This window comes from Flavobacterium sp. KS-LB2 (assembly GCF_036895565.1).
Classification (GTDB): domain Bacteria; phylum Bacteroidota; class Bacteroidia; order Flavobacteriales; family Flavobacteriaceae; genus Flavobacterium.
In genome coordinates, this window is the sequence record NZ_CP145904.1 from 2,366,312 (window position 1) to 2,386,904 (window position 20,593).

General features: G+C 34.5%; 15 protein-coding genes. 12 read left to right on the forward strand and 3 right to left on the reverse strand.

What is annotated here, in order from left to right:
• Positions 1-50: 50 nt before the first annotated feature.
• The 4 genes from secA (at position 51) to V5J73_RS10105 (ending at position 6,637) form a co-directional block, all read left to right on the forward strand.
• The gene (gene secA / locus V5J73_RS10090) at positions 51-3,392 is read left to right on the forward strand and encodes a preprotein translocase subunit SecA (RefSeq protein ID WP_338645575.1); all 3,342 of its coding nucleotides are present in this window, start codon (positions 51-53) and stop codon (positions 3,390-3,392) included.
• A 425-nt stretch (positions 3,393-3,817) separates the two neighbouring features.
• On the forward strand, positions 3,818-5,086 hold the full coding sequence (locus tag V5J73_RS10095; protein ID WP_338645577.1) for a DUF6161 domain-containing protein: 1,269 nt from the start codon (positions 3,818-3,820) through the stop codon (positions 5,084-5,086).
• A gap of 143 nt (positions 5,087-5,229) precedes the next feature.
• Positions 5,230-5,880 (forward strand): hypothetical protein, encoded by a 651-nt coding sequence (locus V5J73_RS10100; protein WP_338645579.1) that lies wholly within the window; start codon positions 5,230-5,232, stop codon positions 5,878-5,880.
• 346 nt (positions 5,881-6,226) lie between these two features.
• Positions 6,227-6,637, forward strand: coding sequence for a transposase (locus tag V5J73_RS10105; RefSeq protein ID WP_338645580.1), 411 nt, complete (start codon positions 6,227-6,229; stop codon positions 6,635-6,637).
• 203 nt (positions 6,638-6,840) lie between these two features.
• On the opposite strand, the gene V5J73_RS10110 is transcribed toward V5J73_RS10105, so the two are convergent.
• Complete coding sequence (locus tag V5J73_RS10110) at positions 6,841-7,512, reverse strand: TrmH family RNA methyltransferase (RefSeq protein WP_338645581.1); 672 nt, start codon at positions 7,510-7,512, stop codon at positions 6,841-6,843.
• Between the two features lie 279 nt (positions 7,513-7,791).
• On the opposite strand from V5J73_RS10110, the gene V5J73_RS10115 reads away from it, so the two are divergent.
• Entirely contained in the window at positions 7,792-8,010 is a 219-nt protein-coding gene (locus V5J73_RS10115) for a hypothetical protein (protein WP_338645583.1), read from the forward strand.
• On the forward strand, positions 8,010-8,312 hold the full coding sequence (locus tag V5J73_RS10120) for a type II toxin-antitoxin system RelE/ParE family toxin (RefSeq protein ID WP_338645585.1): 303 nt from the start codon (positions 8,010-8,012) through the stop codon (positions 8,310-8,312). The genes V5J73_RS10115 and V5J73_RS10120 overlap by 1 nt, the downstream gene beginning before the upstream one ends.
• 38 nt (positions 8,313-8,350) lie before the next feature.
• Here V5J73_RS10120 and V5J73_RS10125 read toward each other — a convergent pair whose 3' ends face one another.
• Positions 8,351-9,013: a TrmH family RNA methyltransferase gene (locus V5J73_RS10125; RefSeq protein ID WP_338645587.1), complete on the reverse strand. Its 663-nt coding sequence runs from the start codon at positions 9,011-9,013 to the stop codon at positions 8,351-8,353.
• Positions 9,014-9,078: 65 nt separating this feature from the next.
• On the opposite strand from V5J73_RS10125, the gene V5J73_RS10130 reads away from it, so the two are divergent.
• The 5 genes from V5J73_RS10130 (at position 9,079) to V5J73_RS10150 (ending at position 16,373) form a co-directional block, all read left to right on the forward strand.
• Positions 9,079-9,771, forward strand: coding sequence for an SIR2 family NAD-dependent protein deacylase (locus V5J73_RS10130; RefSeq protein WP_338645589.1), 693 nt, complete (start codon positions 9,079-9,081; stop codon positions 9,769-9,771).
• A gap of 68 nt (positions 9,772-9,839) precedes the next feature.
• Positions 9,840-11,186 carry an adenylosuccinate lyase gene (gene purB / locus V5J73_RS10135; protein ID WP_338645591.1) on the forward strand — a complete coding sequence of 449 codons (1,347 nt, stop codon included), beginning with the start codon at positions 9,840-9,842 and terminating at the stop codon, positions 11,184-11,186.
• A 183-nt stretch (positions 11,187-11,369) separates the two neighbouring features.
• Positions 11,370-13,610 (forward strand): cation:proton antiporter, encoded by a 2,241-nt coding sequence (locus tag V5J73_RS10140; protein ID WP_338645593.1) that lies wholly within the window; start codon positions 11,370-11,372, stop codon positions 13,608-13,610.
• 326 nt (positions 13,611-13,936) lie between these two features.
• Positions 13,937-14,470, forward strand: a complete 534-nt coding sequence (locus tag V5J73_RS10145; RefSeq protein ID WP_338645595.1) for an NAD(P)H-dependent oxidoreductase — start codon at positions 13,937-13,939, stop codon at positions 14,468-14,470.
• Position 14,471: 1 nt separating this feature from the next.
• The gene (locus V5J73_RS10150) at positions 14,472-16,373 is read left to right on the forward strand and encodes a monovalent cation:proton antiporter-2 (CPA2) family protein (RefSeq protein WP_338645597.1); all 1,902 of its coding nucleotides are present in this window, start codon (positions 14,472-14,474) and stop codon (positions 16,371-16,373) included.
• 75 nt (positions 16,374-16,448) lie between these two features.
• Here the strand turns inward: V5J73_RS10150 and guaB are convergent, their stop codons facing one another.
• The gene (guaB, locus tag V5J73_RS10155) at positions 16,449-17,921 is read right to left on the reverse strand and encodes an IMP dehydrogenase (RefSeq protein WP_338645598.1); all 1,473 of its coding nucleotides are present in this window, start codon (positions 17,919-17,921) and stop codon (positions 16,449-16,451) included.
• 162 nt (positions 17,922-18,083) lie between these two features.
• Here guaB and V5J73_RS10160 point away from each other — a divergent pair, with 162 nt between their 5' ends.
• Complete coding sequence (locus V5J73_RS10160) at positions 18,084-20,585, forward strand: cation-translocating P-type ATPase (RefSeq protein WP_338645600.1); 2,502 nt, start codon at positions 18,084-18,086, stop codon at positions 20,583-20,585.
• The last annotated feature ends 8 nt before the right edge of the window (positions 20,586-20,593 follow it).

Below are 20,593 nucleotides of genomic sequence, written 5' to 3' on the forward strand. Positions count from 1 at the left end.
TTTTTTTGTTTAAATTTACAGAATTACACAAACAGAAATAAAAACATATTATGAGTTTTATAAATAGTATTATTAAAGTCTTTGTTGGGGATAAATCCCAAAAAGATGTCAAAGCTTTACAACCGTATCTTACCAAAATTAAAGCTTTTGAAACTCCTCTGATGGCATTATCTAATGATGATCTTAGAGGACGCACTGCTTTTTTCAAAGATAGAATCAAACAGGCTCGCGCTGAAAAAGATGCTAAAATAGCTGCACTGAAACTAGAAGTGGAAAGCATTGAAGATATTGACAAAAGAGAAGACATTTATGTTGCTATTGATGCACTTGAAAAAGAAGCTTACGATATCTCCGAAAAAACGTTAATGGAAATTCTTCCGGAAGCTTTTGCCGTTGTAAAAGAAACAGCAAGACGTTTCAAAGACAACACAGCAATTGTTGTAACTGCAACCCCTAAAGACCGTGAACTTTCTGCTACAAAAAGCTACATTACCCTAGATGGTGACAACGCAATTTGGGCAAATTCATGGAGTGCTGCTGGAAAAGAAATTACTTGGGACATGATTCACTATGACGTACAATTAATTGGCGGAATGGTTTTGCATGAAGGAAAAGTAGCTGAAATGCAAACGGGTGAAGGAAAAACATTGGTAGCAACCTTACCACTTTACTTAAATGCGTTGACAGGAAACGGTGTGCATTTAGTAACTGTGAATGATTACTTGGCAAAAAGAGATAGTACTTGGAAAGCGCCATTATTCGAATTTCACGGGATGACTGTAGAATGTATTGACAATTACCAACCAAGTTCAGAAGGAAGAAAAAAAGCCTACGATGCGGATATCACTTACGGAACCAATAATGAATTTGGTTTTGACTACTTAAGAGATAATATGGCACATTCGCCAGAAGATTTAGTGCAAAGAAAACACAATTATGCTATTGTCGATGAGGTCGATTCAGTTTTGATTGATGATGCAAGAACACCATTGATTATTTCAGGTCCAGTTCCGCAAGGAGATCGTCATGAGTTTAATGAATTGAAACCAAAAATTGAAAACTTAGTTAGCATACAAAGACAATTGGCTAACGGTTTCTTATCTGAAGCAAAAAAATTAATTAAAGAAGGAAATACTAAAGAAGGTGGATTCCAATTATTAAGAGCTTACAGAGCATTACCAAAAAACAAAGCATTAATTAAATTTTTGAGTGAAGAAGGAATTAAACAATTGCTTCAAAAAACCGAAAATCAATACATGCAGGATAACAAAAGAGAAATGCACAAGATTGATGAGGCATTGTATTTTGTTATTGAAGAAAAAAACAATCAGGTCGAATTGACAGACAACGGAATCAAATACCTTTCTGGAGATACTGATGCTGACTTTTTTGTACTTCCGGACATTGGAACTGAAATTGCCGCTATCGAAAAGAAAAAATTAGATAAAGACACTGAAGCCGAAGAAAAAGAACAATTATTTCAAGATTTTGGAGTGAAAAGTGAGCGTATTCATACTTTGACACAACTTTTGAAAGCCTACGCTTTATTCGAAAAAGATGTTGAATATGTAATCATGGACAATAAAATCATGATTGTAGATGAGCAAACAGGTCGTATCATGGACGGTCGTCGTTATTCTGACGGATTGCACCAAGCGATTGAAGCCAAAGAAAATGTAAAAATCGAAGCTGCAACTCAAACATTTGCAACCGTTACGTTACAGAATTATTTCAGAATGTACAACAAACTGGGAGGAATGACTGGAACTGCAGTAACTGAAGCGGGCGAGTTATGGCAAATATATAAATTAGACGTTGTAGAAATTCCTACGAATAGAGGAATGGCCAGAAAAGACAAAGAGGATTTTATTTATAAAACGACTCGTGAAAAATTCAATGCCGTTATCGAAGACGTAACTGAATTATCTAATGCAGGAAGACCGGTTCTTATTGGTACAACTTCTGTAGAGATTTCAGAATTATTAAGCCGAATGTTGAAAATGAGAGGCGTTGTTCACAATGTCTTGAATGCAAAAATGCACAAACAAGAAGCACAAATTGTTGAAGAAGCCGGAAAACCTGGAGTGGTAACTATTGCAACAAACATGGCTGGTCGTGGTACCGATATTAAATTATCTGCCGAAGTAAAAGCCGCTGGTGGATTAGCAATTGTAGGAACAGAACGTCATGATTCCCGTCGTGTTGACCGTCAGTTACGTGGTCGTGCCGGTCGTCAAGGAGATCCAGGAAGTTCTCAGTTTTATGTTTCTCTTGAAGACAACCTAATGCGTTTGTTTGGTTCTGAAAGAGTGGCTAAAGTGATGGACCGAATGGGATTACAGGAAGGTGAAGTGATTCAACATTCTATGATGACTAAATCGATCGAACGTGCTCAGAAAAAAGTAGAAGAAAACAACTTTGGTGTTCGTAAGCGTTTATTGGAATATGATGACGTTATGAATGCACAACGTGAAGTGGTTTACAAACGTCGTCGTCATGCGTTGTTTGGAGAGCGTTTGAAATTGGATATTGCAAACATGCTTTATGATACATGTGAATTGATTGTTGATCAAAATAAAGCAACCAATAATTTCAAAAACTTTGAATTCGAATTGATTCGTTATTTCTCAATTACATCGCCAGTTACTGAAAGTGAATTCAGTAAATTGAGTGAAATGGAATTAACCGGTAAAATATACAAAGCTACGCTGGAATATTATACAGAGAAAACCGAAAGAAGTGCCAGAGAAGCATTCCCAATCATAAAAAGTGTTTACGAAGATAAAAACAACCAATTTGAACGCATTGTAGTTCCTTTTACAGACGGAATCAAATCGTTGAATGTAGTTACTGATTTGAAAAAAGCCTACGAAACTGAGGGAGCTCAACTGGTGGCTGATTTCGAAAAAAATATCACTTTGTCTATCGTAGATGAAGCTTGGAAGAAACACTTACGTAAAATGGATGAGTTGAAACAATCGGTTCAACTAGCGGTTCACGAACAAAAAGATCCATTACTTATTTACAAACTGGAAGCGTTCAATTTGTTTAGAGCCATGATTGACAATGTAAATAAAGAAGTGATTTCATTCTTGTTCAAAGGAGATTTACCGGCTCAGGAAAACCAACAAATTCAAGAAGCGAAAGAAGTTGCTCCGGTAGAAGATTACACGACTTCAAAAGATGAAATCGTAAGTAGCGAAGCTGCAAACCGTGAAGCTGGCCAAACGCAACAACGTCAAGTTACCGAAACTATCGTGAGAGATATGCCAAAAATTAATCGTAATGATAACGTAACGATTCAAAACGTGGCCAACGGACAAACACAAGAAATGAAATACAAAAAAGCCGAAAGCTTAATCGCTTCAGGACAATGGGTTATCGTGAACTAATAACCATTTCAATTCCTTACTATTACATTCCCCAATTACGAAAGTAGTTGGGGAATTTTTTTTTGGAGCTATTCCCGCCATATGTTTCAATCTTGTGGGGCAAAACGAAAGCCCCACAAGGATTTCCACTGCTGTCGGGGCTAGGTATTTTGTGGTAAACAACTCTGTTTACGGTTTCCCGTAATAATCCTGTGCGCCAAGAATATATCTTTAAAAAAAATGAATAGCTGTTATATTTTTATAAGTATTTTCAGCGATTTATTTATATATTTGAAAATAAATAAAACCTGATGTTTATTAGGGCTATCAATCAAATTATGAGGTGATAAGTCTTATAGTGTCAGACAAATATATTAGTTAGCAGAAATCGCACCGCAGAATACCGAAATAACAATAGATTTTAAAATAATTTATAAAAAGTAATTATGACAAATGTAGAACTTAAAAAAATTATCAATCAATCTCCGCAAGCAGATGAATATAACAAACAAGAATTTACATTTAATTTTCCTTATATAAATTATACTAAAACAATTATTGGACTTTCAAGTCTGTATGTATTTGTAAACCAACAGTTAAAAGGTTGGCAGTCATATAATGACACCGATATTCCTGCAGAGTTGAATAATTCAATTACATATTTTAATGTAATCAAGCAGAGAATAATTGAGTATGTGAATAGTTATGCACATCAAGATTTGAGTAATATTCAATCGTATATACCTTCAATTATTCAAGCCATACAAAATATTAGAACAAAACCATTTTTATATAATTTACCCGAAGTAGATTTCCTAATTAAAATACATAAAGATTTACCAAACTCTTATCCAACTGCACATTCAGTAATTGTTGGAGAGTTTAACTATCCTTTACTATCCTCAAAAGAGAGTTTAATCGGTATGATAGCATCTTATGAATTTATACTAAAAGATAACTCCTCAATTGTTGAAAGAAGAAATGCCGAAAAAAAATCAATAAACAGTCTACGTAGTGACTTTGTAAATTATATTTCAGAAACTGAAAAAGAAACTACAAAGCAACTCCAAGAATCAGAAAAAAAATATCTTGAGCAAATTGAATCAATTGAAGAGATAAAAACTGATAAAGAGAACGTCATAGAAGAATGGTTTAATGCATCAAAATCAAATTTTGATACTTTTTATACATCTTCTAATGAAAACATTGGAGCATTAGAAAGTGCCTATAATGAATTGTTAAGTCTAAAGAAACCAGCTGATTATTGGAAAGAAAGAGCTACAGAATTGAAAAAAGAGGGCGATGTTTTTTTTAAAATATTACTTGGATTAGTTGGCTTTGCAGTTATAACTTTATATCTATTACTATGGTTAACTCCAGAAGGTATGGAAAAAACTTTCTTCAATGATGATAGAAGTTTAGCAATTAGATGGAGCGTAATATACATCACTTTTATTTCTTTTCTATTTTTTGCTATTAAAGCAGTTATGAAATCTATGTTCAGTTCCTATCATCTTTCTCGTGACGCTGAAGAGCGACAAAGGTTGACTTATGTTTACCTAGCAATGGTTAAAGATGCAAGTATTGATAAAGAAGACCGTCATTTGGTTATGCAGTCTTTGTTTAGCAGAGCAGATACAGGTTTATTAAAAGAAGATTCTTCGCCTAGTATGCCTGGAACTGGCGGAATCTTTGATGTAATTAAAAACAGATAATAAAACACAAAGCGACATCTGCTAACCGCCGTTTGGCAAGATTGCAAATTTTATGGTAAGTTCACTTCTGCTTTCCTTTGATAAATTTACAAAATTTATACTTTTACAAAGTAAAGGCCAAGCGCCGGAACGTAGTCACAATTATGAAGAACCTCATATTAATATTAACTTTTCTAATTTCCTGCAAGAATCTTATTGCACAAGAATCATCATTGACTAAAAACAAGGTTGAATGGTTTGAAAGTGGTCAAAAATATTTAAAAAAAGGCAAATTGGAAATTGCTGTTTCCCAATTTAATATGGCTTATAAATATGATAAAAATTCAGATATTCAAATATTAGCTCGCAAAAAAAATGATTCATTGTTACCTATAATCTACAAAAAAATCATTCAAGAATGGAGGGGTAATTGGAAAATAAAAGAGTTACATCGTATTGGACATTCTGCAAAATTCTCTGAGTATATTCTAATTGGCGATGATAAAATTGTTTTTTATCAAAAAGATTTAAAGGGGAAGGAAACTATAATACGTTCAGAGTTAATTAAATTTTTCCCATTAGATTCTATGAAGACTTTTTACAGTTTACGTAAAGTTATATTTGAAAATTCTGAAATTTGGAGTTTTGAGACCGACAAGAAAAAATCACAAAAGCGACTATATCCAACACTTGAAAGAGATTCTTCAAGACGTGGTTATATGCTTATAGATGAACGAAGTTTTATCACAGACAGAAAATTACGAAAAGAAGCACTTAAAAAAGAAATTTATACTTTTTACGTGAAGGTAGAATAACTGCGTACAACACTTGCTAAAAGAGAACGTTATGCATGACAATTCTTTAAATCCCACTGGCGCTCGTTTGCAACGAGTGCCAACTTAAATTATAAAAACAAATCATAGCGTTTGCAACGCGGCTAATTAGTATAGAAATATTTTAAAAAAAACACTTCTGTTTCTTATTATTAAGATTTATCCTGTATTTAAAATAAAACCAATGTCCGAAAAATACAAAGTAATTGATAGTACAGTGCCTACTTTTATTACTATTACAGTTGTAGATTAGGTAGATTTGTTTGTACGCCCTGTTTATTGTAATATATTAGATGAGTCTTTAAATTATTGCATTAAAGAAAAAGGTTTGAGTGTACATGCATACGTTTACATGACAAGTCATATTCATTTAATAGTAACTGCCTTCGACGGTGAATTGCAAAATGTAATTAGTGATTTTAAAAAACATACTTCAAAAAAATTAGTAAAGGCAATTCAAGAACATCCTGAAAGTAGACGAGAATGGTTGTTACGAAAGTTTAGTTTTGAAGCTCAAAAATCAGGAAGGGCAAAAAATTACAAATTGTGGCAAGACGGCTTTCATCCGGTTATATTAGATACTTTAGAAAAAATAGAGCAACGCGTTAACTACATACATTACAATCCTATTGAAGCCGAAATCGTTTTTCAGGAACGCGATTATGTAAATAGTAGTTATAGAAATCATGAAGAAGACAACGCAGTTTTTTGTAATGTGAATGTTGAACCTTTATGGTAATATTTTAGTCAAACCGCGTTGCAAACACTACGATTTGTCATAAGAATTCAAGTAGGCACCCGTTGCAAACGAGCGCCAGATAGCGGGAATGAAATCCGCCACGACGATAAGAACTCATTAAAAAGAAAATACTAAATGTGATTGCTTCGTTCCTCGCAATGACTCAACAAACCGTTACAATCTAATTTAAGTGTTTGTTTACACTATCTTGGATTCTCTTCAAAATACCGTTCTTCAATTCGCTTGATGTCTTTTATGGAATTTTTGGCCCAAGCCAAACGCTTTTCTAATATTTCATTTTCGGATAAATGCCAATCAATGTTTGAATTCCGCAAGCGATTCGTCAGGTTTTGAATGATTATCGCCGCCGAAACCGATATATTCAAACTTTCGGTAAAACCTACCATCGGGATTTTAAGAAAACCATTGGCGCGTTTCAAAATTTCTTCTGATAATCCGTCTCTTTCTGTTCCAAAAAATAAAGCACTGGGTTTCGAAATATCAAAATCTTCCATCAAACAATCATTCTCATGTGGTGTGGTAGCAATGATTTGGTAGCCTTTACTTTTCAACGTATCCAGACAATTTGTAATCCTGTCGAATGTATTGATGTCGACCCATTTTTGAGCACCCATGGCAATTTCCTTGTCGATACTTTTTCCGTAGCGTTGCTCGATCACGTTCAATTTCTGAATTCCAAAAATCTCGCAACTGCGCATTACTGCACTCGTGTTGTGCATTTGGAAAATATCCTCAACAGCAATCGTAAAATGCTTAGTTCTGTTTTCCAATACTTTCAGAAATTTTTCTTTGCGGTTATCAGTCAATATATTTTCAAGAAAGGCGAGATACTCCAATCTGGTGCTCGTTTGCAACGAGTACCCAATTTAATTTGGAACACTATCGTAGTGTTTGTAACGCGGTTTCTTAAACTAAAAACTATATACTTCCGCAAACTTGTCACTTACTTTGTCGAAATACTAGCTGTGATTGCTTCGTTCCTCGCAATGACTCAGCTAACGGCAAAAAAACAAAGTTGAGCAAACTAATCTTTGTCAAAATACGTATTACGATTCCTCCTTCGTTGGAAAGACAATGCGATGGGAATATCTGCGACTATTTTTTTGTAACTTTGAATTTAAGAAATAAAAGACATGGATATTCAATCTTCTAAAATAGAATTAGTAAAAATCATTCTCAACATTGAGAATGATAAATTTATAGAAAAAATTACCGAGTTTATTCAAAAAGAAAAAGTAGACTTTTGGGATGAATTGAGTGTTGCTGAACAAGAGGAAATTGAAAAAGGAATAAAAGAATTGAATAAAGGAAAAAGAGTGGAGTTCAACGACTTTTTGAAAAAAATCTCTTAGTGAAAGTCTTTTTATCCGAATCAGCTGAAAGTAAACTTTTTAAATTAAATGAGTATCTTTTACTGAAATGGAATTTGAAAGTTCGAAATGACTTTATTAAAAAGCTAACTTCTAAAATTGAACAAATTTCAAATCAACCTGAAAGTTGTCCAGAATCCTATTTATTCAAAGGGCTTTTTAAATGCGTTGTAACAAAACAAACTACTTTTTACTACAGAGTACACTTTGACAAAAAAGAGATTGAGATAATCACCTTTTTTGACACAAGACAAAATCCAGACCATTTAGAAAAGGAAATTTAAAGTCACTTTCTTAATCGTTTTTTTATCACAAAAGCAATCTAACTTGGATTCTCCTCAAAATATCGTTCTTCAATTCGCTTGATGTCTTTTATGGAATTTTTGGCCCAAGCCAAACGCTTTTCTAAAATTTCATTTTCGGATAAATGCCATTCAATATTTGAATTGCGCAATCGATTCGTCAGATTTTGAATGATTATCGCCGCCGAAACCGAAATGTTCAAACTTTCCGTAAAACCTACCATCGGGATTTTTAGAAAACCATCGGCGCGTTGCAAGATTTCTTCGGATAATCCGTCTCTTTCAGTTCCAAAAAACAAAGCGCTTGGTTTCGAAATATCAAAATCTTCCATCAAACAATCATTCTCATGTGGCGTGGTAGCAATGATTTGATAGCCTTTATTCTTTAACGTATCTACACAATTCGTAATACTGTCGAAAGTATTGATGTCAACCCATTTTTGGGCACCCATCGCAATTTCCTTATCGATACTTTTTCCGTATCGTTGCTCGATAACATTCAATTCCTGAATTCCAAAAACCTCACAACTGCGCATCACCGCACTGGTATTGTGCATTTGAAAAATATCCTCAACAGCAATCGTAAAATGCTTGGTTCTGTTTTCCAATACTTTCAGAAATTTTTCTTTTCGATTATCAGTCAGGATATTTTCAAGAAAATTAAGGTAATCGATATCAATCATTGCGGATTATTTTTTTGGCAAAAATACTAAAAAAGAGTAGCTTTATCTCCTAATGCATTTTACAAATGAAAAAGAAATTAGTGGTTTTGACTGGTGCCGGAATTAGTGCGGAAAGCGGTATCAAAACTTTTCGTGACAGTGACGGACTTTGGGAAGGCCATAACGTTATGGATGTCGCAACTCCCGAAGGCTGGAGTAAAAACCCGGCTTTAGTAATGGATTTTTATAATCAAAGACGAAAACAACTCAAGGAAGTACAACCCAATTTGGGTCATCAGATTCTGGCGGAATTAGAGAATGAATTTGATGTATATATCATTACCCAAAATGTAGATGATTTACACGAACGCGCCGGAAGTACTAATGTGTTGCATTTGCATGGCGAATTATTGAAAGTAAGAAGTACCAAAAACCCAAATTACATTCTGGATTGGCAGGAGGATTTGAATTTTGGCGATTTAGACGAAAACAAAAATCAATTGCGCCCGCATATTGTTTGGTTTGGCGAGGAAGTTCCTGCCCTTGATGAAGCCATAACAATTACTCAAAGTGCGGATTATTTTGCTGTTATAGGAACGTCATTACAAGTATATCCTGCGGCTGGATTAATCGATTTCACAGCGCGAGAAACGCCCATTTTTTATATTGATCCAAAACCCATAAAAATCCCGAATCTTCGAAATCCATTGGATGTGATTCCAGAAGTGGCTTCTGAAGGAATGAAAATACTAAAAAAGAAGCTTACAGCGTTTATTTAAAAAAACATTCGTTTTCTAATTTGTCTCGAAAGGTTTATATTTGTGCCTTTCGAACAAACAACTAAAAAATGACTACTTTAAACGAATTGAATGCTATATCGCCAATCGACGGAAGATATAGAAACAAGACTATTTCGCTGGCTCCATTTTTCTCTGAAGAAGCCTTAATCAAATACCGCGTATTGGTTGAAATTGAATACTTCATTGCTTTGTGCGAAGTGCCTTTACCACAACTAAAAAACGTAAACCCAAATTTATTCGAAAGCTTACGTGACATTTATAAAAACTTCTCTACTGAAGATGCACTTTGGATAAAAGAAACAGAAAAAGTAACCAACCACGATGTAAAAGCGGTGGAATACTTCATCAAAGATGCTTTTGAAAAATTAGGATTGTCTGAATATAAAGAGTTTATCCATTTTGGATTGACTTCTCAGGATATTAATAACACGGCAATTCCGCTTTCTACAAAAGAAGCTTTCGAGAAAGTATACATGCCTTCTTTGATTACTTTAACTTCAAAATTGAAAGATTTAAGTGTAGAGTGGAAAGACGTTCCAATGCTTGCCCGTACACATGGACAACCGGCTTCACCAACGCGTTTGGGTAAAGAAATTGGGGTTTTTGTAGAACGTTTAGAAGAGCAAATGCGTTTGTTGTTTAATGTTCCTTTTGCGGCTAAATTTGGCGGAGCAACCGGAAATTATAACGCACATCATGTGGCGTATCCTCAAATTGACTGGAGAAAATTCGGCGGAAAATTTGTAGAGGAAAATCTTGGTTTGCACCACTCCTTCCCTACTACACAAATTGAACATTACGATCATTTCGCTGCATTTTTTGATGCGTTGAAAAGAATAAATACCATCATCATTGATTTAGACCGAGATATTTGGACGTACGTTTCAATGGAATATTTCAAACAAAAAATCAAAGCGGGAGAAATTGGTTCTTCGGCAATGCCACATAAAGTGAACCCAATTGATTTTGAAAATTCAGAAGGAAACTTAGGTATAGCCAATGCTATTTTCGAACATTTATCAGCTAAATTACCTTTGTCAAGATTACAACGTGATTTAACGGATAGTACGGTTTTAAGAAATATTGGTGTACCAATGGGACATACATTAATCGCTTTTGAAGCTACTTTGAAAGGATTGAACAAATTGTTATTGAACGAACCAAAATTCCATGAAGATTTAGAAAAAAACTGGGCTGTTGTTGCGGAAGCGATTCAAACAATTTTACGCCGTGAAGGATATCCAAATCCGTATGAAGCGTTGAAAGGATTGACCAGAACCAATGAAGCGATTGATAAAAACGCAATTCACGGTTTTATTGCAACCTTAGAAGTTTCGGATGAAATTAAGGCTGAATTGATGCAAATCACTCCTAGCAATTTCTTAGGAATATAAGTTTTAAGAAATTATTCCAATTTATAAAAACCCGTTGAAAAGAGATAAAAATTCTTTTCAACGGGTTTTTTATTGCTAAAAAAATCATAAAAAGCCCTATTAAGCTCTAATTACACTTAAAAAATTAAAGTTTTTTTATATATTACCAATATACTCAAAAACCTTAAAAATCAGTAAACGCCCATGAATACCGCAGAAACAGTAGCAAATGTATCACACCATTTGCAACCTCTAATTAGTGATTTAGGATTAATTCTTATGACAGCCGCAGTGGCAGTTTTATTATTTAAAAAAATAAAACAACCACTGGTTCTGGGGTATTTAATTGCCGGTTTTTTGGCAGGAAATCATTTTGATTTTTTCCCTTCGGTAAAAGATATTAAAAGCGTAGAAGTTTGGGCAGAAATTGGAGTAATCTTTTTATTATTTAGTTTGGGGCTGGAATTCAGTTTTAAAAAACTGATGAAAGTAGGTGGAACTGCCTCTATTACTGCTGTAACACAAATTATTGCGATGGTTGCCATTGGATATTTAGTAGGCCAATGGATTGGTTGGAAACCCATGGACAGTATTTTTCTAGGAGTAATTCTTTCGATTTCGTCTACTACCATTATTCTGAAAACGTTTGATGAACTCGGCGTAAAAACCCAAAAATTTGCGGGAATCGTTATTGGTTCGCTTATCGTTCAAGATATAGTTGCCATTTTGATGATGGTTTTACTCTCTACAATTGCAGTGAGTCAACAGTTTTCAGGAGGTGAGTTGTTATTATCCGTTTTTAAACTAATCTTTTTCTTGACCATCTGGTTTGTTGGAGGTATCTTTTTTATCCCGACTTTACTTAAAAAAGCCAAAAATATATTGACGGATGAAATGCTGTTAATCATCTCACTTGCTTTGTGTTTAATGATGGTTATTTTGGCAGCCAATGTTGGTTTTTCTCCTGCATTAGGTGCTTTTATAATGGGTTCCATCATTGCTGAAACTACTCAAGCAGAACACATCGAACATTTGGTAAAACCAGTTAAAGACCTTTTTGGAGCGGTTTTCTTTGTATCCGTTGGGATGTTAATTAACCCAGGAACTTTATATGAATATGCTTTGCCGGTTGCTATTTTGACATTAGTGGTGATTATAGGACAATCCGTAAGTTCAACAATTGGTGCTTTACTTTCCGGGCAGCCTTTAAAACAATCAGTACAAACTGGAATGAGTTTATCGCAAATTGGAGAATTCTCTTTTATTATTGCAACATTAGGAATGACATTGAATGTAACTAGTGATTTTCTATATCCAATTGTAGTGGCAGTGTCAGCAGTGACCACGTTTACAACTCCATTTATGGTTAAATTTGCGACTCCTTTTTCAGAATATTTGGAAAAAAAATTACCTCGAAAATGGATTAAAAAAATCGAACGCTATAGTGCCAATGCACAATCTATCAAACTAGTAAGCAACTGGCAAATCGTTGTACGTGCATTTCTAACACAAGTAATTATCCATTCTGTTATTATTGTAGCAATTATTTTACTTTCATCAAAATTCATTTTACCTCTAGTTGAAGGGTCACAATTTGGTAATATATTCGCCGCATTAATTACACTAGTGATACTGTCTCCTTTTTTATGGGCACTATCGTTGCGTCGGGTTGCGGTCAAAGAAGTAGCCATTTTAAGAGAAGAACGCAAATATCGTGGCCCAATACTAATGATGATTTTACTACGAATGCTATTGACGTTGTTTTATATTGGATTTTTATTAAATATCTTTTTCTCTCCTATAATTGCTTTTGTAATGCTGATTGCTGCTGTAGTAGTCTATTTTGTTTTTCCAAAAAAACTTAATGCGCAATACCACAAAATTGAAAATCACTTTTTACAAAATTTAAATGCAAGAGAACTTAAAAAAACAGTAAGAAGCCGCAGTGATTTAACACCTTGGGACGGACACATGACCACTTTTGAAATTGCTCCAACCTCGAATATTGCAGGAAAAACATTAGAAGAATTAAGCATTCGAGAACAATTAGGAATTAATATCGCCTTTGTTAAGCGTGGAGAAATAACAATTAATATACCGAGTAGAAACGAAAGACTTTTTCCAGGCGATGAAATTTGTGTTATTGGTACCGATACACAAGTGAAAGCGTTTAAGGAATATTTAGACCAACATGAGATTGATGTTTCGCCTTTAGCAACCGCATCTGATATTGTTTTACAACAATTAGAACTCATTAATGAAGCATTTATTGGAAAAAGCATCCGTGAATCTGAATTACGTGAAAAAACACGTGGCTTGATTGTTGGTTTAGAAAGAGGTGGAAAAAGAATTCTAAATCCAGAATCACAATTGATTTTAGAAAAAAATGACGTTCTTTGGATTGTAGGCAGCAAAAAATTATTGGCGAATCTTTCCAAAAATTAAATTAAGAAAATTTATTTCTTATTCCATTATTATATTTGAGTGAGTACGATCTAATTTAAAAATCCTATATACATCCCGTCTGAACGAAACTTTAGATTTTGTTTAGACGGGATTTTCAGTTTATTATAAAAAATAGTATTTGAACAATTCTAAATCAATAAGATTAAGCAATATTTTATACCTTAGAGCAGTTTTATTTTTGTAGAAATACTGTAAATCAACACCTAAACCTTTTTTAAAGTTCAAATCTATTTATGCCAAAAAATAAAATCTTAATCCTGTTTTCACATCCGCTATTCGAGAAATCTCATGCGAATAAAGCTTTAGTGGAACATATTCCCAATTCAGAAAACATTACTTTCCATGATTTATACGAACACTACCCCGATTTTGATATTGATGTAAAATACGAACAAGATTTATTAAGTCAGCATGATATAATCATTTGGCACCATCCCATGTACTGGTATAGTTGCCCGCCATTGATGAAGCAATGGATTGATATGGTACTCGAACACAACTGGGCTTACGGAAAAAAGGGAAAAGCTTTGCAGGATAAAATTATTTTCCAGGTGTTAACTACTGGTGGCGACAAGGAAAATTATTGCGAAACAGGTAGCGATCGCTATAGCATACTGGAATTATTAGAACCATTCAATCAAACTGCAAAGGTGTGTAATATGATCTACTTACCTCCTTTTGTAGTCCATGGAACACATAATATGACACAAGAAGATTATGAAAAAAATGGTTTGATTTACGGCTATTTTCTAGACTATATGGAAAATCACAATATAGATACGGATGAAATTTTGCTACACCATTATTTAAATGAATGGTTTGCAACAATACTGACATAAGATGGATACAAATTTTTTACTCCAAGCAATTATTTATTTAACAGCAGCAGTAATTTGTGTGCCAATTGCAAAAAAATTAGGCTTGAGTTCTATTTTAGGTTATTTACTGGCAGGAATAATCATTGGTCCTTTTGTTCTTGGTCTTATCGGTCAGGAAGGCCAGGATATCATGCATTTTGCAGAATTTGGTGTAGTAATGATGCTTTTTTTAATTGGCCTTGAACTAGAACCAAACAAGTTTTGGAAAATGCGGAAATTCATTCTTGGAATGGGTTCCATGCAACTAATAGGAACTACCTTAGTATTATTTGTAGGATGTCTTTTCTTTATGGACTGGAAATGGGAGACTACATTAGCGATTTCATTGGCACTCGCATTATCCTCTACGGCTATAGTATTGCAAACTTTAAAAGAAAAAGGACTATCAAATACTTCGGTAGGCCGTTCTTCGTTTGCTGTTTTACTATTTCAAGATATTGCAGTAATTCCCATTTTGGCATTTTTACCGCTTTTGTCAACCGTAAATATTGAAGCAACAAATGAGGCTCCACAATCATTAATTACAGGCTATGCAAGCTGGTTACAAACGCTAATCGTAATCGGAATTATTTCGACAATCTATTTTGCAGGTCGGTTTTTGTTTGTTCCCTTATTGCATATTATAGCACGAACCAGGCTGCAAGAATTGTTTACTGCGTCGGCATTATTGTTAGTGTTTGGTGTTTCTTATGCGATGCAATTAGTTGGTTTAAGTCCTGCACTTGGAGCTTTTATGGCAGGAGTTGTATTAGCTAATTCTGAGTTTCGTCATGAATTAGAAGGTGATATTGCGCCGTTTAAGGGATTGCTTTTAGGATTGTTCTTCCTTGGTGTAGGCGCATCGATAAACTTTAAATTGATTCTTGAAAATCCATTGTTTATTTTCATTTTTGGAGCAATTCTTACATTTGTGAAGTTCATGGTTTTATTTCTAATCAGTAGATTTAATAAAAAAAACATGGATCAAAATTTATTGTTTGCTTTTGGCTTGAGCCAAGCGGGAGAATTTGGTTTTGTAATCATGAGTTTTTGCATGCAATTGAATATAATTCCCAATATTTTAGCCAACCAAATTATGGCAGTTATAGCCATGAGTATGGTAGCCACCCCTTTTTTACTGCTAATAAATGAGCGAATAATTTATCCAAATACCCGAATTCACGAAAAGGAAATAAAAAAAGACAATGATTATATTGACGAAGATAATCCAGTAATTATAGCTGGTTTTGGACATTTTGGAAGTACCGTGGGTCGACTATTAAGAGCAAACCAAATAAAATCAACTATTTTAGATTATGATTCAGACCGAATTGATTTGTTGCGAAAAATGGGATTTAAAGTCTATTATGGAGATGCAACTCGATTGGAATTATTGAAAGCTGCCGGTTGCGAAAATGCTAAAATTTTTATTGCCGCCATTGATAATCCAACAGTGAACCTTCAAGTAATTGAAACCTTAAAAAAACACTTTCCGAATTTAAAAATCTTAACACGCGCTCGAAACCGAAATGATGCGTATGAATTAATCGATCATAAAGTGCAACATATTTATCGAGAAACTTTATATAGCGCTGTAAATATGGGTGTTGATGCATTAGTTGAATTAGGACTTCGAAAATATACGGCAACCAGACAAGGACAGCAATTTATAAAATATGATGAAATTACCACGCGTAAATTAGCCGAAAAACGCCATGATAAAATGGCATACATGATTACCATTAAGGAAGAACTGGAATTACAAGAACAATTATTAAAGAGCGATGTTTATTCCCAAATTGCAGCAACCAATCACAGTTGGGACAGTCAGCATTTGAAAAACAATCTCGCTGACTTATCTGAATCACCTGACTTGCAGGAATAAAGTCTATTCTAGAAAAAAAAGCACCGTTAATTCTTAGAGAACTAACGGTGCTTTTTATATGATAGTAAAGAAAAATTATCTTGAATAATTTGGTGCTTCTTTAGTAATTGTTACGTTATGAGGATGGCTTTCGTTGATTCCACTTGCGGTAATACGAACAAAACGTCCTGTTTCTTGTAATGTAGGAACATCTTTTGAACCACAATATCCCATTCCGGCACGAAGACCGCCAATGAATTGTTGCATGCTTTCGTTCAATTCTCCTTTATAAGGAACACGACCTACAATTCCTTCAGGAACAAGTTTTTTTACATCATCTTCTACATCTTGGAAATAACGGTCTTTTGAACCCTCTTGCATTGCTTCAACAGAACCCATTCCGCGATATGACTTGAATTTTCTTCCTTCAAAAATAATAGTTTCGCCAGGAGATTCCATCGTACCAGCTAATAGCGAACCTAACATCACACAATCAGCACCTGCAGCAATTGCTTTAGGAATATCACCTGTGTAACGAATTCCTCCATCTGCAATGACAGGAACTCCAGTTCCTTTGATAGCAGCAGCTACTTCAAGAACAGCAGAAAACTGAGGAAAACCAACACCTGCAACGATACGAGTCGTACAAATAGAACCTGGACCAATTCCTACTTTTACACCATCAGCACCGTTTTCAACTAAAAACTTAGCTGCTTCAGGAGTTGCAATATTACCTACGATAACATCTATTTGAGGAAATTTACTTTTTACTTCTTTCAATACATTAACAACACCTTGCGTATGTCCATGAGCGGTATCAATAATAATGGCATCAACACCAGCATTAACTAATGCTTCAGCTCTTTGAACCGCATCACCAGTAACACCAATAGCTGCTGCAACACGTAAACGTCCAAAAATATCTTTATTAGCAATTGGTTTTTGAGTCAGTTTAGTGATGTCTCTAAAGGTAATCAAACCCACTAATTTGTAAGATGCGTTTACAACAGGCAATTTTTCAATTTTATGCCCTTGCAAAACAACTTCAGCTTGTTCCAGAGAAGTACCTTCAGCAACAGTTACCAAGTTTTCGCTAGTCATTACCTCAACAATAGGTCTAGAACTATTTTTTTCGAAACGTAAATCTCTATTGGTAACGATTCCTTTTAAAATTTGGTTTTCATCTACAATTGGAATTCCACCAATACCAAATTCTTTCATGGCGTTTTTGGCATCAGCAACTGTCGAAGTCAAAGGCAAAGTAACTGGATCGATAATCATTCCAGACTCTGCACGTTTTACTTTTCTAACTTTCGCGGCTTGTTGCTCGATAGTCATATTTTTATGTAAAACACCTATTCCTCCTTCTTGTGCCATAGCAATTGCCATTGCACTTTCGGTAACAGTATCCATAGCTGCAGATACAATAGGAACATTAAGTGTAATATTTCTTGAAAATTTTGATTGAATACTCACTTCGCGAGGAAGCACATTTGAGTAATTAGGAACTAATAGAACATCATCGTAAGTTAATCCTTCACCGATAATCTTAGAGTTGTGTGCGATCATTGCAATTGTAGTTGGAGTTTAATTGCGTGCAAATATAGACAATTATATGCGAAAAAACGAGTAAATTTTATAATAAATGATTAAATTGCAGGGTGGAGTTTCCTCAAATCCATCTTCTTCCGTTTTTATAATCGATACAATTTGATTCATTTATTTTTTGATATGACAGAATCTCAACAACAAATAAAAGGACTTTCAAATAACGAAGTCTTGCAATCAAGAACAAAATATGGTGACAATTCCATAGTGCAACAGGACAAAAATAATTTCTTTACTTCTCTTATCGAAATGGTGAAAGAACCTATGTTTTTGTTGCTTTTGACTGCTACAAGTATTTATTTTATTACGGGCGATTTTGGCAACGGAATTTTTATGGCTGTTGCTATTGTTTTGGTTTCCACCATATCACTTTATCAGGAATCAAAAAGCAGAAATGCGATTGAAGCCTTAAAAAAACTATCTCAACCTAAAAGTAAAGTCATTCGCAACAGCGAAATTATAGAAATACCAAGTGAGGAAATTGTCGTGGGTGATTTCATTCAAACGGAAGAAGGAACCTTTATCCCTGCAGATGGCATCATCATCAAGTCTAATGATTTTTCTATAAATGAATCTGTACTTACGGGTGAATCGCTGGCGGTTTTTAAAAATGAAACGCCCGAAAACAATCAGGTATTTCTTGGAACAATTGTCACTAGCGGTTTAGCCATTTGTAAAGTTACAGCAATTGGCAACCAAACTCAATTAGGAAAAATAGGTAAAAGTTTGGAAACAATTATCGAAGAAAAAACGCCTTTACAAATACAGATTGGAAACTTTGTAAAAAAGATGTCTTTTGTAGGGTTAGTGATTTTTGGCATTGTTTGGATTATTAATTATTATAACTCTAAAGATATTCTTGACAGCTTATTGAAAGCATTGACCTTAGCAATGAGTATCATTCCCGAGGAAATTCCAGTAGCTTTTACCACTTTTATGGCGCTTGGCGCATGGCGCTTGATGAATATGGGAATAATTGTCAAACAAACGAAAACAGTAGAAACGCTGGGCAGTGCCACCGTGATTTGTACCGACAAAACAGGAACAATCACCGAAAACAAAATGAGTTTGGCACAATGGTACACTTTTTCATCCAATGAGATATCCAGTCCAAGGAAACTACTTAGCCCCGATGAGATTGAATTGTTAACGCTATCCATGTGGGCTAGTGAACCTATTCCTTTTGACGCAATGGAAATTGCCTTACACGAAGCCTATTCGAAATTAGAAATCCCAGATGAACGAGCCCATTTCAAATTAATACATGAATATCCATTATATGGAAAACCTCCTATGATGACACATGTTTTTGAAAACCAAAATGGAACAAGAATCATTGCTGCAAAAGGTGCTCCCGAAGCTTTAATGGCATGTTCTTCCCTATCAGAGAAAGAAACACAACAAATCATAGCGGCAATGACAACTATGGCTATGGAGGGATTTCGTGTTCTTGGTGTTGGCGTTGCAACTTTTTCAGGCACCGATTATCCTAAAATGCAACAAGATTTTTCTTTTGATTTCAAAGGGCTAATCGCTTTTTATGACCCACCAAAAGAGAATATAAAAGCTGTTTTTGAATCTTTTTATAAAGCCGGCATTCAAGTAAAAATAGTTACTGGTGACAATGCTGCAACAACTGCAACCATAGCCAAACAAATTGGTTTTCGAAACGCTGAAAAAACACTCAATGGAGATGAATTAATGACAATGGACGACGCCACCTTAAGAGATAAAGTAATGGAAACTGCCATTTTTACAAGAATGTTCCCGGAAGCTAAACTCAAAATCATAAAAGCGCTGAAAGACAACAATCAGATTGTAGCCATGACTGGTGATGGCGTAAACGATGGTCCCGCTTTAAAATCAGCGCACATAGGAATTGCTATGGGGAAAAAAGGAACTGAAATTGCCAAACAAGCCGCCAATCTTATCCTAATTGAGGATGATTTTTCAAAAATGATTGATGCCATTGCGATGGGCCGTAAAATATATAATAATCTAAAAAAAGCCATTCAATACATTATTTCAATACACATACCAATAATCATGATTGTGTTTATTCCTTTGGCTTTAGGATGGATTTACCCCAATATTTTCTCTCCGGTTCATGTCATTTTTCTGGAGATAATTATGGGGCCTACCTGTTCAATAATTTACGAAAATGAACCCATGGAACGCAACTTGATGCTCCAGGAACCAAGACCATTTACAACTACTTTTTTTAAACTGAAAGAAATAACAATCAGTATCATACAAGGACTTGTTATTACTTTAGGACTTTTATTTGTGTACCAATATTGCGTGGGCGAAAATTGTTCAGAAAGCACGACAAGAACAGTTGTATTCCTCACTTTGATTGCTTCTAATATTTTTTTGACACTCACCAACCGTTCTTTTTACTATTCCATATTAACAACTTTACGCTATAAAAATAATTTAGTCCTGATGATTATTGGAGTAACAATCGCAATAACTATTTTATTGGTGTTTATTCCTTTATTTGCTCGCTTTTTTGAGTTCGAAAGAGTTTCTGGCTTTCAAATTTGCTTGAGTATTGTAGTGGGGTTTGTCTCTGTACTTTGGATAGAAATTTACAAACGATTTAAACGTCAGAAATTCAAATAAAAATAATA

What these genes read in the sequence shown, in the direction of transcription:
- secA (WP_338645575.1), top strand. Translation starts at nt 51, where the DNA reads ATGAGTTTTATAAATAGTATTATTAAAGTCTTTGTTGGGGATAAATCC.
- V5J73_RS10095 (WP_338645577.1), top strand. Translation starts at nt 3,818, where the DNA reads ATGACAAATGTAGAACTTAAAAAAATTATCAATCAATCTCCGCAAGCA.
- V5J73_RS10100 (WP_338645579.1), top strand. Translation starts at nt 5,230, where the DNA reads ATGAAGAACCTCATATTAATATTAACTTTTCTAATTTCCTGCAAGAAT.
- V5J73_RS10115 (WP_338645583.1), top strand. Translation starts at nt 7,792, where the DNA reads ATGGATATTCAATCTTCTAAAATAGAATTAGTAAAAATCATTCTCAAC.
- V5J73_RS10125 (WP_338645587.1), bottom strand. Translation starts at nt 9,013, where the DNA reads ATGATTGATATCGATTACCTTAATTTTCTTGAAAATATCCTGACTGAT.
- V5J73_RS10130 (WP_338645589.1), top strand. Translation starts at nt 9,079, where the DNA reads ATGAAAAAGAAATTAGTGGTTTTGACTGGTGCCGGAATTAGTGCGGAA.
- purB (WP_338645591.1), top strand. Translation starts at nt 9,840, where the DNA reads ATGACTACTTTAAACGAATTGAATGCTATATCGCCAATCGACGGAAGA.
- V5J73_RS10140 (WP_338645593.1), top strand. Translation starts at nt 11,370, where the DNA reads ATGAATACCGCAGAAACAGTAGCAAATGTATCACACCATTTGCAACCT.
- V5J73_RS10150 (WP_338645597.1), top strand. Translation starts at nt 14,472, where the DNA reads ATGGATACAAATTTTTTACTCCAAGCAATTATTTATTTAACAGCAGCA.
- guaB (WP_338645598.1), bottom strand. Translation starts at nt 17,921, where the DNA reads ATGATCGCACACAACTCTAAGATTATCGGTGAAGGATTAACTTACGAT.
- V5J73_RS10160 (WP_338645600.1), top strand. Translation starts at nt 18,084, where the DNA reads ATGACAGAATCTCAACAACAAATAAAAGGACTTTCAAATAACGAAGTC.